This window comes from Pelomonas sp. Root1217 (assembly GCF_001425705.1).
In the GTDB taxonomy this organism is placed as follows: Bacteria; Pseudomonadota; Gammaproteobacteria; order Burkholderiales; family Burkholderiaceae_C; genus Pelomonas.
Genome location: NZ_LMDC01000030.1, coordinates 57,002 through 73,731, shown reverse-complemented (window position 1 = coordinate 73,731; position 16,730 = coordinate 57,002). Strand labels below are relative to the sequence as shown.

At 66.2% G+C, this 16,730-nt stretch carries 15 protein-coding genes; 12 read left to right on the top strand and 3 right to left on the bottom strand.

The features are described 5' to 3' along the window. Positions 1-63: 63 nt before the first annotated feature. Entirely contained in the window at positions 64-258 is a 195-nt protein-coding gene (locus tag ASC95_RS27250; protein WP_157256533.1) for a hypothetical protein, read from the top strand. Between the two features lie 124 nt (positions 259-382). Here the strand turns inward: ASC95_RS27250 and ASC95_RS27245 are convergent, their stop codons facing one another. Next, a complete protein-coding gene (locus ASC95_RS27245) occupies positions 383-1,108 on the bottom strand; it encodes an IclR family transcriptional regulator (protein ID WP_057300846.1) in 726 nt (241 codons plus the stop codon). Positions 1,109-1,178: 70 nt separating this feature from the next. Here ASC95_RS27245 and ASC95_RS27240 point away from each other — a divergent pair, with 70 nt between their 5' ends. From ASC95_RS27240 to ASC95_RS27210, 7 genes are all read left to right on the top strand, one after another. After that, entirely contained in the window at positions 1,179-2,147 is a 969-nt protein-coding gene (locus ASC95_RS27240; RefSeq protein ID WP_057301094.1) for an MBL fold metallo-hydrolase, read from the top strand. A 6-nt stretch (positions 2,148-2,153) separates the two neighbouring features. Continuing rightward, positions 2,154-3,734 carry an FAD-dependent oxidoreductase gene (locus ASC95_RS27235; RefSeq protein ID WP_057300845.1) on the top strand — a complete coding sequence of 527 codons (1,581 nt, stop codon included), beginning with the start codon at positions 2,154-2,156 and terminating at the stop codon, positions 3,732-3,734. Further along, a complete protein-coding gene (locus ASC95_RS27230) occupies positions 3,727-3,927 on the top strand; it encodes a DUF2783 domain-containing protein (RefSeq protein ID WP_057300844.1) in 201 nt (66 codons plus the stop codon). The genes ASC95_RS27235 and ASC95_RS27230 overlap by 8 nt, the downstream gene beginning before the upstream one ends. Continuing rightward, a complete protein-coding gene (gene hmgA, locus ASC95_RS27225; RefSeq protein ID WP_057300843.1) occupies positions 3,920-5,212 on the top strand; it encodes a homogentisate 1,2-dioxygenase in 1,293 nt (430 codons plus the stop codon). The genes ASC95_RS27230 and hmgA overlap by 8 nt, the downstream gene beginning before the upstream one ends. Then, a complete protein-coding gene (fahA, locus tag ASC95_RS27220; protein WP_057300842.1) occupies positions 5,209-6,444 on the top strand; it encodes a fumarylacetoacetase in 1,236 nt (411 codons plus the stop codon). The genes hmgA and fahA overlap by 4 nt, the downstream gene beginning before the upstream one ends. 222 nt (positions 6,445-6,666) lie before the next feature. Further along, on the top strand, positions 6,667-9,252 hold the full coding sequence (locus tag ASC95_RS27215; protein WP_057300841.1) for a TonB-dependent receptor: 2,586 nt from the start codon (positions 6,667-6,669) through the stop codon (positions 9,250-9,252). Positions 9,253-9,326: 74 nt separating this feature from the next. Beyond that, positions 9,327-10,646, top strand: coding sequence for a sugar MFS transporter (locus ASC95_RS27210; RefSeq protein ID WP_057300840.1), 1,320 nt, complete (start codon positions 9,327-9,329; stop codon positions 10,644-10,646). Positions 10,647-10,725: 79 nt separating this feature from the next. Here the strand turns inward: ASC95_RS27210 and ASC95_RS27205 are convergent, their stop codons facing one another. Beyond that, positions 10,726-11,691, bottom strand: a complete 966-nt coding sequence (locus ASC95_RS27205; protein ID WP_057301093.1) for a LysR substrate-binding domain-containing protein — start codon at positions 11,689-11,691, stop codon at positions 10,726-10,728. Positions 11,692-11,840: 149 nt separating this feature from the next. On the opposite strand from ASC95_RS27205, the gene ASC95_RS27200 reads away from it, so the two are divergent. From ASC95_RS27200 to ASC95_RS27185, 4 genes are all read left to right on the top strand, one after another. Continuing rightward, the gene (locus tag ASC95_RS27200) at positions 11,841-12,860 is read left to right on the top strand and encodes a TRAP transporter substrate-binding protein (protein ID WP_057300839.1); all 1,020 of its coding nucleotides are present in this window, start codon (positions 11,841-11,843) and stop codon (positions 12,858-12,860) included. Positions 12,861-12,972: 112 nt separating this feature from the next. Further along, positions 12,973-14,187 carry a fumarylacetoacetate hydrolase family protein gene (locus tag ASC95_RS27195; RefSeq protein WP_057300838.1) on the top strand — a complete coding sequence of 405 codons (1,215 nt, stop codon included), beginning with the start codon at positions 12,973-12,975 and terminating at the stop codon, positions 14,185-14,187. Between the two features lie 28 nt (positions 14,188-14,215). Next, a complete protein-coding gene (locus tag ASC95_RS27190; RefSeq protein WP_057300837.1) occupies positions 14,216-14,830 on the top strand; it encodes a TRAP transporter small permease in 615 nt (204 codons plus the stop codon). Next, positions 14,827-16,104, top strand: a complete 1,278-nt coding sequence (locus tag ASC95_RS27185) for a TRAP transporter large permease subunit (RefSeq protein ID WP_057300836.1) — start codon at positions 14,827-14,829, stop codon at positions 16,102-16,104. The genes ASC95_RS27190 and ASC95_RS27185 overlap by 4 nt, the downstream gene beginning before the upstream one ends. 68 nt (positions 16,105-16,172) lie before the next feature. Here the strand turns inward: ASC95_RS27185 and ASC95_RS27180 are convergent, their stop codons facing one another. Then, on the bottom strand, positions 16,173-16,655 hold the full coding sequence (locus tag ASC95_RS27180) for a GreA/GreB family elongation factor (protein ID WP_057301092.1): 483 nt from the start codon (positions 16,653-16,655) through the stop codon (positions 16,173-16,175). Positions 16,656-16,730 lie beyond the last annotated feature (75 nt).

The following is a 16,730-nucleotide window of genomic DNA, read 5'->3' as shown; positions in this document are numbered from 1 at the left end:
CCCGGGCTCAATCTGGCTCAGCTCAAGAACAAGATCGCGGGTGGATTCCAGAACCTGCCTGCCATGACTGTCGACATCGGCGATCCGAAGCGCCGTGTTTATGGCCCGCAGGGTTACCCGCATCAGGCGGGATCCCACGACCTGATCATGTCCATCGCGATTGGCAACCTCCGATTCGAACTGGGCGAGCACCGGATCTATTACGACGAGATGTACTGCCCGCCGGAAGCTTCGGGCAGGTCATGTATTCCGTTCTGATCTGACAACACACGGCAAGCCCCATCAAGGAAAAGCGCCCTGGATTGCTCCAGGGCGTTTGACTGAGTCGACCGACTGCGCCGCTGGCTCGGGTCGCCGGCCATCGAACGCCGGCGAGAGCCGATCAGTGGCCGAGGCGTCGCGACAGCAGCGAGGCGGCTTCGCGAAGTGAAACGGACAAGGCGCCGTTCAGCGTCGTGTCGAAGTTCGGGCTCGGACCGATAGCGGTGAGGGCCAGCACCAGGCGGCCCGATGCGTCGAAGATGGGTGCAGCAGCCGCGCTGACGCCGGGAACCACGCCGTCGCGCGAGGTCGCAAGCCCTTGCTCGCGCACCGCGGCAGTGACGGCGGGGTCCGGCAGCGGTTCACCGAGTGTCGCGGCCTCGTCGGCGCGCCAAGTGGCGAACAGCCGCCCCGACGCCGTGCCCGCCAGGCTCATCACCGTACCGTGGCGCATGCTGATGTGCACCGGCATCGGCCCCTCGGCCACGCGCACGATGGTGGGGCCGCGCGTGCCCCAGACCGCGATGGCCACCGTGTGGCCGAGTTGCAAGGCCAGTTCCTCAATGACGGGTGTGGCCAGGCGCACCGGGTCGTACTGCTGAAGACTGATCAGACCGAGTTGCAAGGCCAGCGGCCCCAGCCCATAGGGGCCGCTGCCGCCGTCCTGCTCCACCAGGCCCAGTTTGATAAAGCTGACCAAGTAGGGATGGGCCTTGGCCGGCGTCATGCCCGCCTCGCGAGCGAGGTCCTTCAACGCCATGGGCCGACCCTGATGGGCCAGGGCCAGTAGCAACTGGCCGCCGACTTCGATGCTCTGGATGCCTCTGGGGGTCTTGGGCTCAACCATCCCGAAAATTCTATATTGATGAATTGATTCGCAATAGGATAAATTTCGGCTCTCGATGCTGGAGAGTTGCATGACGTCCAAAGCCTTTGCCTCGCAAGCCGACCTGGAAGAGAAAAAGGTCACTTTCGAGCGCCTGTCTGAGCACGCCTGGGCGTACACGGCCGAGGGCGATCCGAACACTGGCATCGTGATCGGCCGAGACGCAGCGATGGTCATCGACACCCAGGCCACGCCTGTGATGGCGGCCGACGTCATCCGTCGCATCCGCGAAGTGAGCAGCGTGCCGATCAAGTACGTGCTGCTCAGCCATTACCACGCGGTGCGGGTGCTGGGTGCGTCGGCCTTCAAGGCAGAGGGCCTTGAGCAGGTCATCGCCAGCGACGCGACACTCGCGCTCATCAAGGAGCGGGGCGAGCAGGACAAGGCCAGCGAGATTGGCCGCTTCCCACGGCTGTTCCGCAGTGTCGAGTCCGTGCCGGCTGGGCTGACCTGGCCGACGTTGACGTTCTCGGGCCGGCTGACGCTGGACCTGGGTGGCGTGAAGGTCGAGATGTTCTCGCCGGGGCGCGGGCACACGGCCGGTGACACAGTGGCGTGGTTGCCAGAGGAGCGCGTGCTGTTCAGCGGCGACCTGGTCGAGTTCGACGCGACGCCCTACTGTGGCGACGCGCACTTTGCCGACTGGCCTTCGACGCTGGACGCCATTGCTGCATTAAACGCCACCGCCCTCGTTCCCGGCCGCGGGCCGGCATTGAAGGGCGCAGAGCAGGTTGCCGCGGGCCTGGCCGGCACGCGTGCCTTCGTCAGCGAGCTGTACGGCGCCGTGCAGGCCGGCGTTGCTGCTGGCGAAGAGCTCAAGCCGGTCTATCAACGCACGATGGCCGCTCTGCGGCCCAAGTACGGCCACTGGGTCATCTTCGACCACTGCATGCCTTTCGACGTGACCCGCGCCTTTGATGAAGCCGGCGGCATCGCGCACCCGCGCATCTGGACGGCCGAGCGCGACGTCGACATGTGGAAGGCGCTTGAAGGCGCTTGAGTGGGCATGGACCTGCCGCACTACCCCTATCACCAGAGCCTCGAGCAACGCTCCGGCCAACCGCAACGGCGGCCCGTCATCATCGTCGGCGCGGGCCCGGTGGGATTGACGCTGGCGCTGGATCTCGCCAAACGCGACGTGCCGGTCGTCGTCATCGACGACAGCGACCGCATCGGCGAGGGTTCGCGCGCCGTTTGCTGGGCCAAGAAGACGCTGGAGGTATTCGACCGCCTCGGCGTCGGCGAGGCGGTCGCCCGCGAAGGCGTGCGCTGGCAGCGCGGCCGCGTCTTCCACGGCGAGCGCGAGGCTTATGCCTTTGACCTGCTGCCGGAGAGGCATCACAAGATGCCGGCGATGGTCAATCTGCAGCAGGACCTCGTCGAGGCCAAGCTGGTACGCGCCGCGCAGCTGGACCCGCGCATCGAACTGCGTGGCAGGCATGAGCTGATCGGGCTGGAGCAGGACGAAGGTGGCGTGACACTGAACGTGCGCACGCCCGGTGGCCTGTTCGACATGCGCGCCGACTGGGTCGTCGGTTGCGACGGCGCGCGCAGCCCCACGCGCACGCTGCTGGGCCTGAGCTTCCAGGGCCAGGTCTTTGAGGATCGCTTCCTGATTGCCGATGTTCGCCTCGCGCCCGATGTGCGCCCGCGTGGGCTGGACCCCGCCAAGCCCGAGCGGTGGTTCTGGTTCGATCCGCCTTTCCACCGCGGCCAGTCCGTGCTGCTGCATGCGCAGGCCGAGGGCCTGTGGCGCATCGACTTCCAGCTCGGCCGCGACGCCAACGTCGAGGCGGAGCGCGACCCGGAGCGCATCAAGGCTCGTGTGGCCGCGATGCTGGGCAGCGATGGCTTCGAGCTGGTGTGGTCGTCGATCTACCAGTTCTGCTGCCGCCGGGCCGAGCGCTTTCGCGTCGGTCGCGTGCTGCTCGCCGGCGACGCGGCCCACCAGGTTTCGCCCTTCGGCGCGCGCGGCGCCAACAGCGGTGTGCAGGACGCCGACAACCTGGGCTGGAAGCTGGCCGCTGTGCTCAAGGGGGAAGGGGGCGACATGCTGCTGGACGCCTATGAGTTCGAGCGCATCGAGGCGGCGGACGACAACATCGGCCACTCCACGCGGGCGACCGACTTCATCAGCCCCAAGAGCGCGCTCAGCTTGCGGCTGCGCAAGGCGGCGCTGGACCTGGCCGCACGCACCGACTTCGCCAAGCCCTTGGTCAACAGCGGCCGTCTGTCCGCGCCGACCGAGCATGTCGACTCGCCGCTGAGCACGCCGGACACCGAGGCCTGGGCGGGTGGTCCTGCACCGGGTTGCCCGGCGCCAGACGCACCGTTGAACGAGGGCTGGCTCAGCGAGCTGTTCGGCTCGGAGTTCGTGCTGCTGGCCTTCGGCTGGCCGGCGCCGGCAGCCGGTGTGCGTGTTGTCACGCTGCCGGCTGAGGGCGTTGCGGCCACTCGCTACGGCGCACGGCCCGGCAGCGTTCATCTGATCCGTCCCGACGCTATCGTGGCCGCGCGCTGGCACCGCTTCGATGCCGACGTGCTGCGCGCCGCGCTGGCCCGAGCTCAAGGGAAGCCCGATGCATAAATTGACACTGACCCCAAATTTCGGGGGCGAGGCGGATGTTTTCTACGCCGAGCTCATTGCCGCCCAGGCCGGCCTCACCGACGCCGCCGCGGTCGACTGGCTGGCGCGGCTTGCGTTGATCCTGTGCAACCACATTGGCGACCGTGAGGTGCTTCGGCAAGCCTTCGCGTTGGCGCACGAACACCATGACTGAACTGAGCTCCATGAAGTACCTGACGGGCTTTGGCAACCAGCACAGCAGCGAAGCCGTGCCCGGCGCACTGCCCATCGGCCGCAACAGCCCGCAGAAAGCGCCGCACGGCCTTTATGCCGAGCTGCTGTCCGGCAGCGCCTTCACCGCCCCTCGCGCGGACAACCAACGCACCTGGATGTACCGCCGTCGGCCGTCCGTCGTCGTCGGTGGTTACCAGCCGCTGGCGCATGCGCTGTGGAAGAGCGGCGCGGCGCAAGGCGAATGTGCGTCACCCGATCCGCTGCGCTGGGGGCCGACGCCGCTGGAGGGCGATGGCGACTTTATCGACGGCCTGCGCAGCTACGCCGTCAACGGCGAAGTGGGCATGACCGGCATGGGCGCGCACGCCTATGTCGCCACCCGGTCGATGGGCCGCCGCGCGCTGGTGAACGCCGACGCCGAGATGCTGATCGTGCCGCAGCAGGGCCGCCTGCTCGTGACGACCGAGCTGGGGCGCCTCGAAGTCGCCCCAGGTTCCATTGCGCTGCTGCCGCGCGGCATGGCCTTCAAGGTCGACCCGCTCGACGTGCCGGCCCGCGGCTATGTCTGCGAGAACTTCGGCGCGGCCTTCCGCCTGCCTGAACTCGGTCCCATCGGCTCCAACGGCCTGGCCAATGCGCGCGACTTCGAAGCGCCAGTCGCCTGGCACGAGCAAGAAGCGGGCGACTACGAAATCGTCAAGCGCTATGGCGGCAAGCTCTGGCGCGCAAAGCAGGCGCACAGCCCCTTCAACGTCGTCGCCTGGCACGGCAACCTCGTGCCTTATCGGTACGACACGTCACGCTTCATGACGATCAATACCGTCAGCTTCGACCATCCCGACCCCAGCATCTTCACGGTGCTCACCAGCCCCAGTGACACGCCCGGCTGGGCCAATGTCGACTTCGTCATCTTCCCGCCGCGCTGGATGGTGGCGGAGGACACCTTCCGCCCGCCCTGGTACCACCGCAACGTGATGAGCGAGTTCATGGGCCTGGTGCTGGGCCAGTACGACGCCAAGCCCGAGGGCTTCAAACCCGGCGGCGCCAGCCTGCACAACAGCTATGTGCCGCACGGCCCCGACACCGAGGCCTTCGACAAGGCCAGCAATGCCGACCTGAGGCCGCACAAGCTGGACGCCACGCTGGCCTTCATGTTCGAGACGCGTTGGCCGCTCAAGCCCACCGCCTGGGCGTTGAACGACGCGCCGCTGGAGACGACCTATGCCAACTGCTGGCAGGGCCTGAAGGACGAATTCAAAGCATGAGCAACATCGACCACACCCACGACGCCGCGGCCCTTTCCTGGGTCGCCTCCGCCAACGACCCGGCCACCGATTTCCCGCTGCAGAACCTGCCGTTCTGCAGCTTTCGCCGCGCCGGCACCCTGGAGCCCTTCCGCGTCGGCGTCGGCATCGGCGACCAGATCCTGGACCTGACCGGCTGGGGCATCGCCGACCTCAACGCCCTGATGGCCCGCCCGGGCAGCGAGCGCCGCGCGCTGCGCCATCGCCTCTTCGACACCTTGAAGGCCGGCGCCCCCGAGGTCGAGCTGGTGCCGCAGGCGCACGCCGAATACACGCTGCCCTGCCGCATCGGCGACTACACCGACTTCTACACCGGCATCCACCACGCCCGTGCCATCGGCAAGCTGTTCCGCCCCGACAACCCGCTGCTGCCCAACTACCAGTGGGTGCCCATCGGCTATCACGGCCGCAGTTCCTCCATCGTCGTCAGCGGCACGCCGCTGCGGCGCCCCAAGGGCCAGGTCAAGCCGCCGGATGCCGAGGTGCCGGTGTTCAAGGCGAGCGCCCGTATCGACTGCGAGCTGGAGCTGGGCCTCTTCGTCGGCCCCGGCAACGCGCTAGGCGAGCCTTTCGGCATCGACGAGGCGGACGAGCACGCATTTGGCCTGACGCTCCTGAACGACTGGTCGGCCCGCGACATCCAGCCCTGGGAGTACCAGCCCCTCGGCCCCTTTCTGGCCAAGAACTTCGGCACCACCATCTCGCCGTGGATCGTCACGATGGAGGCGTTGGAGCCCTTCCGCATCCCCTTCACGCGGCCCGAAGGTGATCCGCAGCCGCTGCCCTATCTCGATTCACCGGCGCACCGCGCCAACGCCAGCTTCGACATCGAGCTGGAGGTCTGGTTCAAGACACCGTCGATGAGCGAGCCGACGCGGCTGTCGCGCTCCAACCTGCGCCACGCCTACTGGTCACTGGCGCAGATGCTGACCCACCACGCCAGCAACGGCTGCAACCTGCAGCCGGGCGACCTGCTCGGCACCGGCACCATCAGCGGCCCGGCGCCCGAAGAGGCCGGCTCGCTGCTGGAGCTGACCGGCGGCGGCAAGCAGCCCATCACGCTGCCCAATGGCGAGACGCGCACCTTCGTGCTCGACGGCGACACCCTCGGCCTGCGCGCCTTTGCGGAAAAACCCGGATACCGGCGCATCGGTTTCGGGGCCTGCGACGGGCAAATCACGGCCGCGACCTGACCCAGCATTGCGCCAACGTAACGTCGGCGCAATGAAGTCCAACAAAGCGCAACGCCTTGCTCCAGGTGTGAGCGCCGCCGCTAGATTGCGGGCACTGGCCAGGGTCTGACGACAAGAGACAACGCAGCCCTGGCCTTCTGAGTTGAGCCCCACCCGATGGCACATCCGCCATGGGCGAGGCCCCTTGTTGTCCAACAAAACTCGTTGCCCAGGAGCACCTACGTGGCCAAGCCTCACTTCAAGCCCCTTCTCTTGCCCCGACTCATCGGCCTGGCACTCGGCGCGACAGCGCTTGGCGCCATGGCCCAGGACGCCGCCCAGCAGCTCGACACCGTCGAGATCCGCGGCGTGCGGGCCACGCTGAAGAAGAACCTCGCCGAGAAGCGCGAGTCGCAGAACATCGTCGACTCCATCAGCGCCGAGGACGTCGGCAAGTTCCCCGACAAGAACGTGGCCGACTCGCTGCAGCGCGTGCCCGGCATCTCGGTGGACCGGATCTGGGGCGAGGGCAAGGCCATCTTCGTGCGCGGCACGGACAAGAACCTCAACATGACGCAGCTCAACGGCCAGGCCGTCGCATCGTCGGAGTGGTGGCTGAACGAGCCGCAGACGCGCAGCTTCAACTACGACGTGCTGCCGTCCGAGATCGTCGGCAGCTTGGACGTGTTCAAGAGCCCGTCGGCCGACCTGGACGAAGGCAGCATCGGCGGCCTCGTGATCGTCAAGACGCGCAAGCCGCTGGCCTTCAAGGACCAGCTCACGCTACAGGCTTCGGCCGAGGCGATGTACAGCAAGCTGCCCGGCAAGACCGACCCGCAGGTGTCGGGCCTGTTGAACTGGAAGAGCGACGACAAGAGCTTCGGCGTGCTGCTGGCCATCAGCAGCCAGAAGCGCCACATGCGCCGCGACGGCCTGGAGCAGTTCTCCGACGGCAAGTACGACGTGAAGGACCAGAACGGCGCGGTCACCAACGCCTATGCCTCCTGGGGCGGTGGTTCGGCCATCTTCCGCCAGGAGCGCGAGCGCACGACAACCAACCTCGCCCTGCAGTTCCAGCCCAATCCGGCCACCGATCTCGTCCTGAATCTGATGGATTCGGACATGAAGATGAACAACAACAACCAGAACTACCTCTGGCAGGCCGGCGGCCTGGCGGTGGGCGGCGTCATCAGCGCTGTCGACCCGAAGTTCATCACCGTGGCCGATGGCAGCAAGGCGCTGGTTGGCGGCACGGTCGGTCCCAAGACCGGCGTGTCCTTCGAGCCCATCTATCGCGAGAGCTACATCAAGAGCCGCGTGGCGGACCTGGACGGTACTTACCAAGGCGGCAACTGGCAGCTGCACGGCCAGGTCGGCACCACCAACAGCTCGGGCGGCAGCTCGCATGACCGCCACTTCTGGATGGAGGGCGACACGCGCACGACGATCTCGCTCGGGCCGGATCACTACGGCGTGAAGTACCTCGACATCAACCCGCTGGACGCCAAGGCGCTGACACTGAAGGCTGGCGACGACCGCATCCGCCGCATGGAGGCCAAGGAGAACTACGCCCAGGGCGACGTGACCTTCGATCTCGACAGTGGCGTCATCAAGGCCGTGAAGCTGGGTATCAAGCTGCGCGACAACACGCTGAAGAACACCCGCATCCAGGGCACCGCCGGCCCAGGCTCCACGGGCTGGCAGTCCTTCAGCCTGTCTGACCTGTCCACCGGCCCCTCGCCGCTGCTGAGCCAGGCGGCGGCCACGTCCGACGCGCTGACCCAATACGCCTGGTATGACGACGCGCTGGTTGCGAGCAAGGGCATCCCGATGTTCGACAAGGCCATGACGTACAAGGATGTGCTCAACGAGAACTACCAGATCAAGGAGCGCATCAGCGCCGTCTACGCCAAGGCCGACTATGCGATGGGGCAGTTGCGCGGTGATTTCGGCCTGCGCTTCGTGCGCACGCAGCAGACCTCGGACGGCTACCTCGGCAACGCCAGCGGCGGCTTCTCGCCCACCAGCGTCGGCAACAACTACACCGATGCGCTGCCCAGCCTGAACGTCGTCTACGACCTCAGCAAGCAGCTCATCCTGCGCGGTTCGGTCTCGCGCGCCATGGCCCGCCAGACCTTCGACCTGCTCAGCCCGGGCATGCGTCGCGATGGCACCGTGCTGTCCAAGGGCTATGCCGGCAACCCGCTGCTCAAGCCGGTGCACGCCAACCAGGCCGAGATCGGCGCAGAGTGGTACTACGCCGATGCGGCGCTGATCTCGGGCACCTTCTTCATCAAGAAGCTCGACACCTTCACCTACAAGGCTTCCAAGTCCGAGCAGGTGGGCAGCGAGACCTTGACCATCGAGCGCCCCTACAACGCCGACAACGGCGCCGACATCAAGGGCTTCGAACTGCAGTGGCAGCAGCCCTTCGGCAACACAGGTTTCGGCACCGTCGTGAACTACACCTTCACCGACGCCAAGGCCGGCGCCGTGGCCGGCCAGCCGCGCCTGAAGGTGCTGGGAAATTCGCGTGACCAGTTCAACTTCAGCGGCTACTACGAGCAGGGGCCCATCACGCTGCGCGTCTCGTACAACTACCGCTCCAAGAGCTATGGCAACGTGGAGATGGGCGGCCAGGTCGTCAACAGCGCCTACGGCCAGTGGGATGCGTCGGCCAGCTGGGACGTGACGCCGAAGATCGCGTTGTATGCGAGTGCGGTGAACCTCAACAACGAGGTCATCAAGTCCAACACCGTGGATGGCATTCCTGTTGGCGTCTATGAAAACGGCGCCCGCTACAGCCTCGGTATCCGAGCCAAGTTCTAAGGTTCGACCTCTGTTGCGGTTCCCGGCGGCGGTGTACACCCACCGCTGCCAGCCCTTGCCTGACGCCTTCTCACATGCACACCAAAACCCTCACACCCACGGCAGGCCAGGGCGTGCTGCTGCCGATGATCTTCATCGGGCTGATGTTCTTCATCCTCGGCTTCGTCACCTGGTTGAATGGCTCGCTGATTCCCTTCCTGAAGATCGTCTGCGAGCTGAACAACTTCCAGGCGCTGTGGGTGGCGTTTGCCTTCTACATCGCCTACACGGTCATGGCGCTGCCGAGCGCGGCCGTCCTGGCGCGCATCGGCTACAAGAAAGGCATGACGGCTGCATTGGGCGTCATGGCCATCGGCGCACTGGCCTTCATTCCGGCGGCGCGCTCAGGCGCCTACCCAGTCTTCCTGCTGGCGCTGTTCACGTTGGCCAGCGGCATGACCTTGATGCAGACGGCCATCAACCCCTACATCGTCTGCATCGGTTCGCGCGAGAGCGCGGCCATGCGTATCTCGATCATGGGCTTGTTCAACAAGGGCGCCGGCATCGTCGTGCCGCTGGTGTTCTCGGCGCTGATCCTGTCCGGCATGGAGCGCTTCTCCGAGCCGGCCCTCGCGGCACTGGACGCCGCCGGCCGTGAGGCGCTGCGCAACGAGCTGTCGCAGCGCCTGGTCTTCCCGTACGCGGTAATGGCCGTGGGCTTGCTGGCCTTCATGGCCTTGATCCACTTTTCGTCGCTGCGCGAGCCCGAGCTGGAAGCAGCCGACGCGCCTTCGGGAACGGTCAGGCGCTGGGGCGTGTTCCAGTACCCGCAGGTGGTGCTCGGTGCCATCGCGCTGTTCGGCTACGTGGGGGTGGAGGTCATTGCCGGTGACACCATCGGCCTCTACGGCCGTCAGCTCGGCGTGGCCCACTACGGCGTGCTGACGTCCTACACCATGGGCTTCATGGTGCTGGGCTATCTGCTCGGCGTGGCGCTGATCCCGCGCTGGATGTCGCAACGGCTTGCCCTGATCTTCTCGGCAGTCAGCGGCATTGCCTTCGTGCTCGGCGTGGCCATGTCGTCGCCAACGGAATCCGGCATCTCGCAAGCTTTGCTGGGCTGGGCCGGTGTGCCTTCGGTCCCGAACACCGTCTTCTTCCTGGCGATGCTGGGCCTGTCCAACGCGCTGGTCTGGCCCTCGATCTGGCCGCTCGCGCTCGAAGGCCTGGGCAAGTACACGGCGGCCGGCTCGGCCCTGCTCATCATGGGCATCGCGGGCGGTGCGCTGATTCCCATGCTCTATGGCCACTTCGCCGATGTGTGGACGCCGCAGCGGGGCTATTGGGTCATGCTGCCCTGGTACGGGCTCATCTTGTTCTACGCGCTGTTGGGCAGCCGGCTCAGGAAGTGGTGAGGCTGTCGTCCAAGGCCCGCCGCGGCTGCTGATGTAGCCCTTGTTGGGAGAGCGAGGGCAGGGCAGCATGGCGATGGCCCTACGCTGTCGCGGTCGTCTGCTCGGCCAGATTGCGGATGACGTCCGTGAACGCCTGGACCGCCGTGCTGGGCGGCTCGTCTCGCAAAGTGATCAGGCCGAAGTCGGGCATTCGATCGGGCAGGTCGGCGGCAATCCGCGTCAGCAGACCGCGCCGCACGTACTTGTCCACCAGCGCAGCAGGCTGCAGTGACAGCATGTGGGTGCTCTGCATCAGCTCGATCGCAAACAGGAACGACGGCGTCTCGACAATGCCCGAGGTGAGTGACAGGCCCGTGCTGCTGAAGATGTCGTCCGACACCTTGCGCAGCGCCGTGGACGTTGGATAGAGGATCCACGGCCAGCGCGACAGTTCCAGCAGCCCCGGTGCCTGAACGCCGCGCAGCGGATGGTGAACGCCGGCCGTGATCTGCAATCCTTCGCCGGCCAGCCTTTCGTACTGGAACTGGTCGCTTTGGGATTTGTCGGTGAAACGGCCGATCATCACGTCGATCTTGCGCTCGGCCAGCCAGATGATCAGCTGGTCGCTGCTCTGTTCCAGGATCTTCAACACCAGCAGCGGACGCAGGCGCTGAAGCTCGGCCACCGCCGCGATCAACAGGTGCGCCGCCGAGCCCGAGATGGCGCCGATCGTCAAATGGCCGTGCCCGCCCTGCTTCAGGGTGCTGAACTCGTCGACGAACTTGCGATGGCTATCCAGCGCCGCGTGGGCGTAGCGCAGTGTGAACAGGCCCAGCTCATTGGGCCGCATGCCACGCGGCAGGCGATCGAACAGGCGCGACTCCAGCATCTCCTCGATGTCCATGAGCACCTTGGTCGCCGCCGGCTGGGTGATGTGCATCTGCTCGGCCGTCTGTCGCAGATTGCGCGTGCGTCCCAGGATGTCGAGGAAGTGCAGATGCCTGAAACGCAGCCGGGCCAGTTGCGCCACGGCCAAGGGTTTCCCAGGAGGCTTGTCGGAACTCATCAGCATTTGGAATGGATGCTAGCTAAAAAATTCAGTGGACCGGGCTCCTGGGCTCACCTAGCCTCCAGCTCCACCAAGAACCGCCCCCAGAGGGGCCGGCAGGTCGGAGCAAGGTGGCGCGCTCCGCACTTCACGATCCTGGAGACATCATGCAAATCAGATCACTTGGCCTCGCCGCAGCCCTGCTCGCGGCGCTTGCTGGCCCCGCTTCGGCGCAAATCAAGGAGCACGTGTTCAAGGTCGGCATCGGCCTCAGCGACGACCATCCTCAGGCGAAGGCGTTGAAGTTCTTCGCCGAACAGCTGGCAGCCAAGAGCGGCGGCAAGCTGGTGGCGCGTGTCTTCGCCAGCGGCGCACTGGGCAACGACATCAGCATGACGTCGGCGCTGCGCGGCGGCACCCTGGAGATGACCGTCCCCGACAGCTCGACGCTCGTGTCCCTCGTCAAGCCTTTCGGCGTGATCAACCTGCCTTTGACGTTCAACAACGAGCAGGAAGCCGATGCGGTGCTGGACGGCCCCTTTGGCCAGAAGCTGCTGGCCACGCTGCCCGAGAAAGGCCTGATTGGCCTGGGCTTCTGGGAGAACGGCTTCCGGCACGTCACCAACTCGCGCCGCCCAGTGCAGCGCGCAGACGACCTGAGCGGCCTGAAGCTTCGCGTCATCCAGAGTCCACTGTTCCTGGACACCTTCAACGCATTGGGTGCGAACGCCACGCCGATGCCCTTCACCGAGTTGTACACGGCGATGGAGCAGTCGGCGGTGGATGGCCAGGAGAACCCCGCCGCCACCATCCTGGCCAGCAAGTTCTACGAGGTGCAGAAGCACATGGTGCTGTCGCGGCACATGTACAGCGCCTGGGTGCTGCTGATGTCCAAGAAGACCTGGGACGGCCTCTCGGCGGACGAACGAAAGATCGTGCAGGACGCCGCACGCGAAGCCACGCTGTACGAGCGCAAGACCATCCGCGCGTTCTCCGAGACGGCCCTGGCCGAGCTCAAGAAGGCCGGCATGCAGATCACCGACTTGCCGGCCGCCGAGCAGGCCAAGATGCGCAGCAAGCTGCAGCCGGTGCTGGCCAAGTTCAGCAAGGAGTTCGGCGAGGACACGACGGCGGAGTTGAATGCCGAGCTGGCCAAGGTGCGCGGCGGCACTGCAGCCGCCAAGTAGTTTGTTTCGCCTGGCGGCGCAACCGCCCGCCTCGCGTTCCCCTTGTTCGCGACGGCCTGCCGACATCGCCACGCGCCCGGCATCCCACCTTTCACAACATCCGAGAAGCTGAATGACCGCGACAACGACCGCCCTGCCTGTGCGCGCTGAGGGCGTGCACCCCCTGCTGCCGCAAGACGGCCTGGCCGGCACGCTGGTAGGCCGCGTCTGGCGCGCTGGCACGCCGGGTGGCCCGGCCGTGGTGGTGCTGCGCCCGGAGGGCGTGTTCGACGTCAGCCGGCACTTCGCCACGATGAGCACGTTGCTCGAGACCGACGACCCGGCTTCGGCCGTGCGCTCGGTGGCCGGCGAGTTGCTGTGCACCATCGACGCACTGCTGGACAACAGCAAGGCCGAAGGCCGCGACGCCGCCTTGCCGTGGCTGCTGGCGCCGTGCGACCTGCAGGTGGTGAAGGCCGCCGGAGTGACCTTTGCCTCGAGCTTGATCGAGCGTGTGATCGAGGAGCAGGCGCGCGGCGACGCCAGTCGTGCCCAGGCGCTGCGCAGCCAGGTCCTGGCGCTGATCGGCGACAGCCTGGGCGACATCCGCCCCGGGTCGCCCCAGGCGCAGGCGCTGAAGACGCTGCTGCAGCAGAAGAACCTATGGTCGCAGTACCTGGAGGTCGGCATCGGGCCGGATGCCGAGGTCTTCACCAAGGCGCCGGTGCTCGCGGCCGTGGGGCATGGCCAGGACATCGGCATCCGCGCCGATTCCGCCTGGAACAACCCGGAGCCCGAGGTCGTGCTGGCTGTCAACAGCCGGGGCGTCATCGTCGGCGCGGCGCTGGGCAACGACGTGAACCTGCGCGACATCGAAGGCCGCAGCGCGCTGCTGCTCGGCAAGGCCAAGGACAACAACGCGTCGTGCGCCATCGGCCCCTTCATCCGTCTATTCGATGGTGCGTTCGGCCTGGACGAGGTACGCCGCGAGACCGTGCACCTGCACGTGAGCGGGGACGACGGCTACACGCTGCGTGGCATCAACACCATGGCAAAGATCAGCCGCGATCCGGTCGACCTGGTGGCCCAGACGATGGCCAGCCACCAATACCCAGATGGCTTCATGCTGTTCCTGGGCACGCTGTTTGCGCCCACCGAAGACCGTGACGAGCCCGGCAGCGGCTTCACCCACAAGCTGGGCGACGTGGTCACCATCCACAGCCATTGGCTGGGCAGCCTGCAAAACCGCGTGACCCATTGCGAGACGGCGCCGCCCTGGCGCTTCGGCCTGCGCGCCCTCATCGGCAACCTGGCTGAACGAGGCCTGCTGCAGGGGGCGCGGCTGTGACCGCCGGGCGTCGCACGGGGAAGGCGCCTTGATCGACGCTGCCATCCAGCGGCTTTGCCGCGCCATTGACCTGCTGATCGGCGCTGCGCTCGCCGTCATGGTGGTGCTGGTGTTCGGCAACGTCGTGCTGCGCTATGCCTTCAACTCCGGCATCGCCGTCAGCGAAGAAGTCTCGCGCTGGCTGTTCGTCTGGCTGTGCTTCATGGGCGCCGTGGTGGCGATGAAGGACGGCGCGCACCTGGGCACCGACATGCTCGTGTTGCGCCTGCCCGTGGCGGGCAAGAAGGCCTGCATGGTGCTGGGCCACGTTCTGATGCTTTACCTGACCTGGCTGTTCCTTCAGGGCAGTTGGCAGCAGGCGCGCATCAACCTGGACGTGGCAGCGCCGGTGACCGGCGCGTCCATGGCCATCTTCTATGCGCCGGGCGTGGTCTTCTCTGTCTGCGCCGGCGCCCTGCTGCTGTTGCAGCTCGCGCGCCTCTTGACCGGCAAACTCGAGGAGAGCGACCTCGTGATGGTCACGGAGTCCGAAGAGCAGGCCGAGCTCGAAGCCCTGCAGGCCGAGTTGGCGCGCAGCGAACCGCAGCGTGATCGGCCACCTGCCCACGGTGCCGGCGACACGCCCGGTCGCCCACGTCCATGACCGTCCTCATCTTCCTCGGCAGCCTGCTCGGCGCCATGGCGCTGGGCATCCCCATCGCCTATGCATTGCTGGCCAGCGGCGTCGCGTTGATGTGGCACCTGGACCTGTTCGACGCGCAGATCCTGGCGCAGAACTTCATCAACGGTGCGGACAGCTTCCCGCTGCTGGCGGTGCCGTTCTTCATGCTGGCCGGCGAGATCATGAACGTCGGCGGGCTGTCGCAGCGCATCGTCAACTTCGCGCTGGCGCTCGTGGGCCACGTCAAGGGTGGGCTGGGGTATGTCGTCATCCTCGCGGCCTGCCTGCTGTCGGCACTGTCGGGTTCGGCGGTGGCGGATGCCGCCGCGCTGACGGCGCTGCTGCTGCCGATGATGATCAAAGCCGGGCACAAGCGGGAAGTGTCCGGCGGGCTGATCGCGGCGGCGGGCGTCATCGGTCCCATCATTCCGCCGAGCATCGGCTTCGTCATCTTCGGCGTTGCTGCCAACGTGTCGATCAGCAAGCTGTTCATCGCCGGCATCGTCCCGGGCATCATGATCGGCATCGGCCTGGCGCTGACCTGGTGGTGGGTCGGCCGCAAGGAGGCGCTGGCCTTGCCGCAACGCAAGACGCGCGCGGAAGTCTGGGCCGCGGCACGGGAGTCGGTGTGGGCGCTGATGCTGCCCGTCTTCATCCTGGTGGGGCTGCGGATGGGCGTGTTCACACCTACTGAAGCGGCGGTCGTGGCCGCCGTCTACGCGCTGTTCGTCAGCACCGTGCTGTACCGCGAGCTGAAGCTGCAGGCGCTGGTGCGCATCTTCATCACGGCCGCGCGCACCACGGCGGTGGTCATGTTCCTGGTGGCGTCGGCCATGGTGTCTGCATGGCTGGTGACGGTGGCCAACCTGCCGGTGCAGATGGTGGACCTGCTTCGTCCGCTGCTGGACAACCAGACGCTGCTCCTGACCGCCATCATGGTGCTCGTGATGCTCGTGGGCACGGCCATGGACATGACGCCCACCATCCTGATCCTGACCCCGGTGCTGATGCCATTGATCAAGGCGGCCGGCATCGACCCGGTCTACTTCGGCGTGCTCTTCATCATCAACAACTCCATCGGCCTGATCACGCCGCCGGTCGGCACTGTCCTCAACGTGGTGGCCGGCGTGGGCCGCATGAAGATGGACGAGGTCACGCGCGGGGTCCTGCCCTTCATGGCCGCCCAGTTCGCGGTGATGTTCATGATGGTCCTTTTTCCGCAGACGGTGCTCGCACCTCTGCGCTGGTTCTATTGACGCCTCGGCTGCTGCCAGCTCCGTGAGCACCCAGTTTCTGATCAATTCGGCGTCGGCGTGCTTGCGGGTCAATGAACCCTCAGCACCTCGAACCGCTGTCGGATCGGAGCCACCTGTATCGATACCTCATCACCCTCAAATTTACCCAGCATGGCCCTGCCCAACGGGGATTCGCTGCTGATGACCTGAACGGGCTGAGCGTCGCTGACCAACTTCATGCTGCCTCCAGCCGGGCCGAGAAAGAGCTGTTGCTGCTTGTCGTCGGCATCGACCAGGCAAACCAGCGCGCCGAGTTGTATGCCTTTGCTGGCGTCGTATGGCTGCGGGCGGAACTGGCGCCAATTGGCCATCGCCTGGCGGATGGCTTCGGCACGACGAGCTTGGCCGGTGGCCAGGTAGGCGGCTTCGAGACCCAAGGTGTCGTATTTGTTCTCGGCGATATTTTCTTCGTGAGTTGCCGTTTCATGGGCCGCCCGCGCTGCCTGTTCGGCTTGCAGCAGGTCTTCGGCGAGCCGTTCCAACACCTGCTGCTGGAGCAGGAATTTATCCATGATGAAGATAGACATCTCGAACAAGCGGGGTCAGATTTCGATTATCAAGGGCTCGACCAATTTCGAAGCTTCTGT

Excerpts from the sequence above, each read along its gene's own strand:
- ASC95_RS27250 (WP_157256533.1), top strand. The coding sequence starts at position 64 with ATGACTGTCGACATCGGCGATCCGAAGCGCCGTGTTTATGGCCCGCAG.
- ASC95_RS27245 (WP_057300846.1), bottom strand. The coding sequence starts at position 1,108 with ATGGTTGAGCCCAAGACCCCCAGAGGCATCCAGAGCATCGAAGTCGGC.
- ASC95_RS27240 (WP_057301094.1), top strand. The coding sequence starts at position 1,179 with ATGACGTCCAAAGCCTTTGCCTCGCAAGCCGACCTGGAAGAGAAAAAG.
- ASC95_RS27235 (WP_057300845.1), top strand. The coding sequence starts at position 2,154 with ATGGACCTGCCGCACTACCCCTATCACCAGAGCCTCGAGCAACGCTCC.
- ASC95_RS27230 (WP_057300844.1), top strand. The coding sequence starts at position 3,727 with ATGCATAAATTGACACTGACCCCAAATTTCGGGGGCGAGGCGGATGTT.
- hmgA (WP_057300843.1), top strand. The coding sequence starts at position 3,920 with ATGACTGAACTGAGCTCCATGAAGTACCTGACGGGCTTTGGCAACCAG.
- fahA (WP_057300842.1), top strand. The coding sequence starts at position 5,209 with ATGAGCAACATCGACCACACCCACGACGCCGCGGCCCTTTCCTGGGTC.
- ASC95_RS27210 (WP_057300840.1), top strand. The coding sequence starts at position 9,327 with ATGCACACCAAAACCCTCACACCCACGGCAGGCCAGGGCGTGCTGCTG.
- ASC95_RS27205 (WP_057301093.1), bottom strand. The coding sequence starts at position 11,691 with ATGAGTTCCGACAAGCCTCCTGGGAAACCCTTGGCCGTGGCGCAACTG.
- ASC95_RS27200 (WP_057300839.1), top strand. The coding sequence starts at position 11,841 with ATGCAAATCAGATCACTTGGCCTCGCCGCAGCCCTGCTCGCGGCGCTT.
- ASC95_RS27195 (WP_057300838.1), top strand. The coding sequence starts at position 12,973 with ATGACCGCGACAACGACCGCCCTGCCTGTGCGCGCTGAGGGCGTGCAC.
- ASC95_RS27185 (WP_057300836.1), top strand. The coding sequence starts at position 14,827 with ATGACCGTCCTCATCTTCCTCGGCAGCCTGCTCGGCGCCATGGCGCTG.
- ASC95_RS27180 (WP_057301092.1), bottom strand. The coding sequence starts at position 16,655 with ATGGATAAATTCCTGCTCCAGCAGCAGGTGTTGGAACGGCTCGCCGAA.